The 698-nt window shown below is 44.8% G+C and carries 1 protein-coding gene; it reads left to right on the top strand.

Going from position 1 to position 698, the window contains the following annotated elements:
- Positions 1–698, top strand: a 698-nt coding sequence (locus tag EO125_RS09705) for an elongation factor Tu (RefSeq protein ID WP_127148722.1), incomplete at both ends; no start/stop codon positions are given.

Here is a 698-nt window from a genome sequence, read left to right as displayed (position 1 = left end):
GTTAACATTGGTACTATCGGTCACGTTGACCATGGTAAAACTACTTTAACAGCAGCAATCACTAAAGTTCTTGCTGAAAAAGGTCAAGCTGACTTCCAAGACTACAGCATGATTGACAAAGCTCCAGAAGAACGTGAACGCGGTATCACAATCAACACTGCACACGTAGAGTACGAAACAGATACTCGTCACTATGCACACGTTGACTGCCCAGGCCATGCTGACTATGTTAAAAACATGATCACTGGTGCTGCTCAAATGGACGGCGCTATCCTAGTTGTATCCGCAGCTGACGGCCCTATGCCACAAACTCGTGAGCACATCTTGTTAGCTCGCCAAGTTGGTGTACCAGCTATCGTTGTATTCATGAACAAAAAAGACATGGTTGACGATGAAGAATTATTAGAATTAGTTGAAATGGAAATCCGTGAATTGCTTTCCAGCTACGAATTCCCTGGCGATGACATTCCAGTTGTGGCAGGTTCTGCATTGAAAGCTTTAGAAGGCGACGCTGCATACGTGGAAGCAATCAACGAATTGATGGCAAAAGTTGACGAATACATCCCAACTCCAGAACGTGACACTGACAAAACATTCTTGATGCCTGTAGAGGACGTGTTCACAATCACTGGTCGTGGTACAGTAGCAACTGGCCGTGTAGAACGTGGTCAAATCAACGTTGGTGACGTAGTAGAAAT

This window comes from Veillonella sp. VA139 (assembly GCF_003992005.1).
In the GTDB taxonomy this organism is placed as follows: Bacteria; Bacillota; Negativicutes; order Veillonellales; family Veillonellaceae; genus F0422.
The sequence above is the reverse complement of the archived record's forward strand: the minus strand, read 5'-3'. Positions and strand labels throughout refer to the sequence as shown.